5 protein-coding genes and 1 pseudogene (1 of these 6 running past the window's edge) are annotated in these 5,348 nt (G+C 56.5%); all 6 read left to right on the top strand.

What is annotated here, in order from left to right:
• A pseudogene (gene gspE, locus H5U36_02695) lies at positions 1-1,539 on the top strand (type II secretion system ATPase GspE); it begins 167 nt to the left of the window's first position.
• A gap of 47 nt (positions 1,540-1,586) precedes the next feature.
• The gene (locus tag H5U36_02690) at positions 1,587-2,657 is read left to right on the top strand and encodes a type IV pilus twitching motility protein PilT (protein MBC7217082.1); all 1,071 of its coding nucleotides are present in this window, start codon (positions 1,587-1,589) and stop codon (positions 2,655-2,657) included.
• A complete protein-coding gene (locus H5U36_02685) occupies positions 2,657-3,889 on the top strand; it encodes a type II secretion system F family protein (protein MBC7217081.1) in 1,233 nt (410 codons plus the stop codon). The genes H5U36_02690 and H5U36_02685 overlap by 1 nt, the downstream gene beginning before the upstream one ends.
• A 101-nt stretch (positions 3,890-3,990) precedes the next feature.
• Positions 3,991-4,494, top strand: coding sequence for a type II secretion system protein (locus H5U36_02680; GenBank protein ID MBC7217080.1), 504 nt, complete (start codon positions 3,991-3,993; stop codon positions 4,492-4,494).
• A gap of 47 nt (positions 4,495-4,541) precedes the next feature.
• Positions 4,542-5,000 carry a prepilin peptidase gene (locus H5U36_02675; protein ID MBC7217079.1) on the top strand — a complete coding sequence of 153 codons (459 nt, stop codon included), beginning with the start codon at positions 4,542-4,544 and terminating at the stop codon, positions 4,998-5,000.
• A gap of 13 nt (positions 5,001-5,013) precedes the next feature.
• Positions 5,014-5,328 (top strand): hypothetical protein, encoded by a 315-nt coding sequence (locus H5U36_02670; protein ID MBC7217078.1) that lies wholly within the window; start codon positions 5,014-5,016, stop codon positions 5,326-5,328.
• Positions 5,329-5,348: the final 20 nt, after the last annotated feature.

The following is a 5,348-nucleotide window of genomic DNA, read 5'->3' as shown; positions in this document are numbered from 1 at the left end:
GAGGCCCTTGCTGAACAACTTGGGGCGCCCTACGTGGACCTTGATTCCTACGTCATCGACCCGAGGGTGGTGACGCTCCTTCCTGAGAAATTCTGCCGCCAGTACCAGGTTGTCCCCATAGGGGAGGAGGGGAATGCCATCATCCTTGCCATGGCAAACCCCGTGGATGTCCTCACCATTGACCGGGCAAGACTCATGACCAAAAGGGAAATCCGGCCCGTTGTCGCCACTCCTCAGGACATCGAGAAAACCTTAAACGCCTACTATGGAGTGGGAGAATCGGTCGAGGAGCTCATCCGGGAAGTGGAGACCCGGGAGAGCCTTGCGCTTTCCGAGGAAGAGGAAGAGCTAAAAATCGACCAGCTCAAAGCCCTCGGTGAAGAGGCCCCCATCATCCGGGTGGTGAACATGATTATCCTCAAGGCCATCCGTGCGGGGGCAAGCGACATCCACATTGAGCCCCAGGAGGACGAAGTCCGCATTCGTTTCCGGATTGACGGCATTCTCCACGATATCACCTCAACCTCGATTCGGGTCCATCCTGCTCTGGTCTCCCGCATCAAGATTCTCTCCCGGATGAACATCGCCGAACGCCGCCTTCCTCAAGACGGTCGCTTCCAGGTAACGGTGGACAATCGGACCGTGGATTTCCGGGTGTCATCGCTTCCCACCATTTTCGGCGAAAAGATTGTCATGCGGATTCTCGACAAATCCACCCTTCTTCTTGACCTCGACCGCCTGGGCTTTGAGGAGGAGGACCTGGAGAAATTCTACCGTCTCATAGGGCATCCCTACGGTATGATTCTCCTCACCGGTCCCACGGGGAGCGGGAAAACGACCACGCTCTACTCAGCCCTCAACTTCATCAACAAACCCGACCTCAACATCATCACCATTGAGGACCCTGTGGAGTACCGGCTTCAGGGCATCAACCAGGTTCAGGTTCGCCCAAAAATCGGCCTTACCTTTGCCAATGCCCTTCGGGCCATCATGCGCCAGGACCCGGACGTCATCATGGTGGGAGAAATCCGGGACTACGAGACCGCCGAAATTGCGATTCATGCTGCTCTCACGGGGCACCTCGTTTTCTCCACCCTCCACACGAATACCGCCGCCGGAGCCCTTGTCCGACTCCAGGAGATGGGTATCCCTTCCTACCTCATTGCCTCTGCCCTCATTGGGGTCGTTGCCCAGCGCTTAGTGCGGAAAATCTGCGAGCGGTGCAAGGTGGAGTTCGAAGTCCACGGTCCCATTGCCCGGGAGCTCACCGGTGGAGAAAAAGACCACCTCGTCCTCTTCCGGGGGAAAGGGTGTCCGGAGTGCAACAAGACCGGGTACCGGGGCCGCATTGCGGTGAGCGAAGTCCTCGTGATGGATGATGACCTCAGGGCTTTGGTTTTGCGGAACGCTACGGAGCGGGAGATTACCGAAAGAGCCTGCGCCAAGGGCATGAAAACGCTCAGGGAAAACGCCATCCGCAAGGTCCTCAGAGGGGTGACGACCTTAGAGGAAATGTACCGAGTCACGGCGCGGGTGTAAAGTTTCAGAAAGGAATGCCGATATAAGAAGGTTGAGGGGATGAAGCTATGACGCCGGATATCTTTGAGCTTCTCAAGAAAACCGTGGACCTTGGAGCCTCTGATCTCCACCTCACCGTGGGGATTCCTCCAACCGTTCGTATCCATGGGAATCTGACCCCTCTTGACCACTACCCACCCCTGAAACCCCAGGATACCGAGGCGATGGCGAGAGCTTTAACCGGGGATGAGCGGTGGGCGAAGTTCCTCAAGGATCTTGAGCTTGACTTTTCAGTGGGCATTCCCGACCTGGGGCGCTTCCGGGTCAACGTCTACCGGCAGCGGGGTTCCTGTGGTTTGGCGATTAGAGCTTTGAGCTACCGTATCCCGACAATGGATGAGCTCCACCTCCCAAAGGAGGTTCTTCAACGTCTTGCCTCTCTTCCCCGAGGCCTTGTGCTTGTCACCGGGCCCACAGGAAGCGGAAAATCGACCACCCTTGCCTCCATGATTGAGTACATCAACACCACCCGCTCCTGCCACATCGTGACCATCGAGGATCCCATCGAGTACCTCCACTCCCACAAGAAAAGCATCGTCAACCAGCGGGAAGTGGGCTCCGACACGCCTTCTTTTGAGAGCGCCCTCATCCATGCCCTCCGGGAAGACCCGGATGTCATCCTGGTGGGAGAGATGCGGAGTCTCGAAACCATTTCCATCGCCCTTCAGGCTGCCGAAACCGGACACCTCGTTTTGGCCACCCTCCACACGAACAACGCTCCCCAGACCGTGGACCGGATTGTTGATGTTTTTCCGCCTCACCAGCAGACCCAGGTTCGGGTGCAGCTTGCCGGATGCCTCCAGGGCATCATTGCCCAGCAGCTTCTGCCGCGCGCCGATGGGAAGGGACGTGTCCCTGCGGTTGAAGTCATGATTGCCAACACCGCCATTCGGAACCTCATTCGGGAGGGGAAAAGCCACCAGATTTACACCATCATGCAGGCTTCCTTAGCCGAAGGGATGATTACCATGGACCGGGCTCTCTTTGAGCTCTACAAGAAAGGTCTCGTCACCTGGGAGGAAGCCCTCTCCCGGGCCATTGACCAGAAGGAATTCGCCACCTGGAGGAATCGATTCTGATGCCCTCGTACATGTACCGCGCCCGAAGCCGAAACGGCCAGATTTCCTCAGGAAGGATTGAAGCTCCCGGAATCCGGGAGGCGGTCCTCCGGCTCCGGGAAGAGGGGCTTTTCGTCACCGCCATTACCGAGGAAAAAGGGGAGGTAGAAGCTCCCAAGAAATCCCCCTCCCTCTTTGCCCCGAAAAGGGTTAAGCTCCAGGAACTTGCCGCCTTCGCCCGGGGGCTTTCAGTCATGCTTGAATCCGGCGTGCCGCTCTTATCTGCCCTCCAGAGCTTGGCTCGCCAGACCGAGAACCGCTACTTCTCCGAAGTCATCACCGAAATCGCCGCCAAAATCGAGCGGGGATACTCCCTTTCCCAGGCAATCGCCGAGTACCCCAAGGTCTTCAACCGGGTCATCGTGGGGATGGCCCAGTCCGGGGAAGCAGGGGGAAACCTCGACTGGACCTTAGGACGCCTGGCGGACTATTTGGAGTGGGAGAAGGACCTGCGGGATAAGATTCAGTCGGCGATGTACTACCCGATTATCCTCGTTGTCGCCATGATTGCCGTCTCCTTCTTCCTGGTCTACTTTGTCTTTCCCCAGTTCCTGCTCCTTTTTGAAGGATTCAACATCGAGCTCCCTCTCCCCACCCTTCTCCTCCTTTCCATCATCCGCTTCATGAATACCAACTGGCCCCTTGTGTACGGCGGGTTCCTCGGGGGAGTGCTCGCCTTTTTCCTCTATGTGCAGTCTGAGAAGGGGAGAAGATGGTGGGACGAGCGGCGGCACAGGCTCCCCATCTTTGGGCAGCTCTTCCGAAAGCTCATCCTCTCCCGCTTTGCCTGGGTTCTCAACTCCCTCATCCGAAGCGGCATGCCCATGGTCCAGGCGCTGGAGGTCACCGCGAGCGCCGTCAGCGACCTCTACGTCAGGGACCTCCTCCTTGCCGTTGCCGAGAGCATCCGCAGAGGAAAAAACCTTACCCAGAGCCTTCTGGAACATCCCTTCTTCCCGCCCTTTGTCGTCCAGATGGTGAGCGTCGGCGAGGAAGCGGGAAACCTTGAGTTCACCCTTGGGAAAACGACCGAGCTCTACGACAAGGAAATCGGGATTTTCGTCTCCCGTCTTTCGGCAATCATTGAGCCCGTCCTCACCCTCATCATCGGAGTGGGCGTTTTCTTCGTCGCCTTGGCTTTCTTCATGCCGATTTTCGAGATGGCCTCTCGGGGAATGGGAGGAGGAATGTGAAGTGTATAATAAAAGGGGGGATGTGGAGGGAGAAGAAATTGGCATCATTCTTTATCCTGATTCCATGACCCTTGCGATTCGGAGGTGAAACCATGCGTTCGGTGAGGAAAAAGAAAAACCAAGGTTTTACCCTGGTTGAGCTCATCGTGGTCGTGGCGATTCTGGGGTTCCTGCTCTCTATTGCCATTCCGAGGTATCTCACCGCCCGAACCACTGCCGCTCAGGCGGCCACAAAGGCCAACCTCCACCAGCTCGCAAGCTCCATGGAGCTTTATATGACGGAGAATCCGGGTGTAGGGAGTACGTATCCTGCACAGGCCAGTGGTGGTAGTGGGAGTAATGATGATGCTGTAGAATGGCTTCAGGCCTACATCCCCAAGGCTCCGGTTCCACCTGGAGGGAAGAATTACAAATACCAAGCATTCCAGAAAACCTCTCCTAATGATACCTACGCCATCTGGGATCCCAATCCCTATGGTGGTAAGTATTTTGCCGCCGGTCCCGGAGGGGCAATCGGGGAGGGAGCGAGTATAAAGGAAGCCGTAAATAATGCAACCGGATTAAACGAGACTGATGACCCCACTGGCGAGGATCTTATCTGGTAACCCTTTCCCCCGGCGCCTCGAGGCGCCGGGGGTTTCTCTTGTGTTTTATGACTCTCCTTGAGCTCTCTTTTCTTGCTCTCCTTCTTGCCGTTTCCCTCTACGACCTCCGGCACTACGCCATTCCCGATTCCCTGGTTCTTTGCCTTTTTGGGGTGGGGGTGGCCAAGGTTTTTCTTGAGCGGAGTGTTCTCTCGCCTCTCCTTGGAGCCTCCTTCCTCTTCGGCCTTTTCCTTTTCCTCCACCTCCTTTTCCCCCAGGGCATGGGTTTTGGGGATGTGAAGCTTGCTGGAAGCATCGGGCTTTTTCTGGGCTTTCGGCTCAGCGTGGTTGCCTTTCTTTTAGCGTTCTTTTCAGGAAGCATTGTGGGGCTTTTCCTCGTTCTCCTTCGAAAAAAAACCCTCAAGGACCCTCTGCCTTTCGGTCCCTTCCTTTCTTTTGGAGCCATAGTGAGCCTCTTTTTCGGGGAGGAAATCATTGCATGGTACCTGAATCTCTGGGCATGGTGAAAGGAGTGGTCTTGTGCGGAAAATCTTTGTCTTTCTTGAGGCTACCTTAGCGGTGGTTCTTCTCTTGAGCTTTTTCGGATGCCAGAGGGAGTGCCCTCTCTGCGGTGGGATTCGGGGAACGGGGACGGTTACCTACGTGCCCCTGGAGGGAGGGTTCTTTGGGATTGTCGCCGATAACGGGAAGCGGTACGAACCGGTGAACCTCCCCGAGGATTTCCGGGAGGATGGGCTTCGGGTTGCCTTTGTGGCGGAGCCCTTTGAGGGAATGAGCTCCCACATGTGGGGAGAGCTCATTCGCCTTGTCCGTATCGAGAAGCTACCTTTCTGAGGAGGCGGCGGAAGGTCGGG

The sequence above is a fragment of the Candidatus Caldatribacterium sp. genome (genome assembly GCA_014359405.1).
Lineage (GTDB): Bacteria > Atribacterota > Atribacteria > Atribacterales > Caldatribacteriaceae > Caldatribacterium > Caldatribacterium oleiphilum.
The sequence above is the reverse complement of the archived record's forward strand: the minus strand, read 5'-3'. Positions and strand labels throughout refer to the sequence as shown.

Bases quoted from the DNA above. Each gene is read 5' to 3' on its own strand.
- H5U36_02690 (MBC7217082.1), top strand. From the start codon at position 1,587: ATGACGCCGGATATCTTTGAGCTTCTCAAGAAAACCGTGGACCTTGGA.
- H5U36_02685 (MBC7217081.1), top strand. From the start codon at position 2,657: ATGCCCTCGTACATGTACCGCGCCCGAAGCCGAAACGGCCAGATTTCC.
- H5U36_02675 (MBC7217079.1), top strand. From the start codon at position 4,542: ATGACTCTCCTTGAGCTCTCTTTTCTTGCTCTCCTTCTTGCCGTTTCC.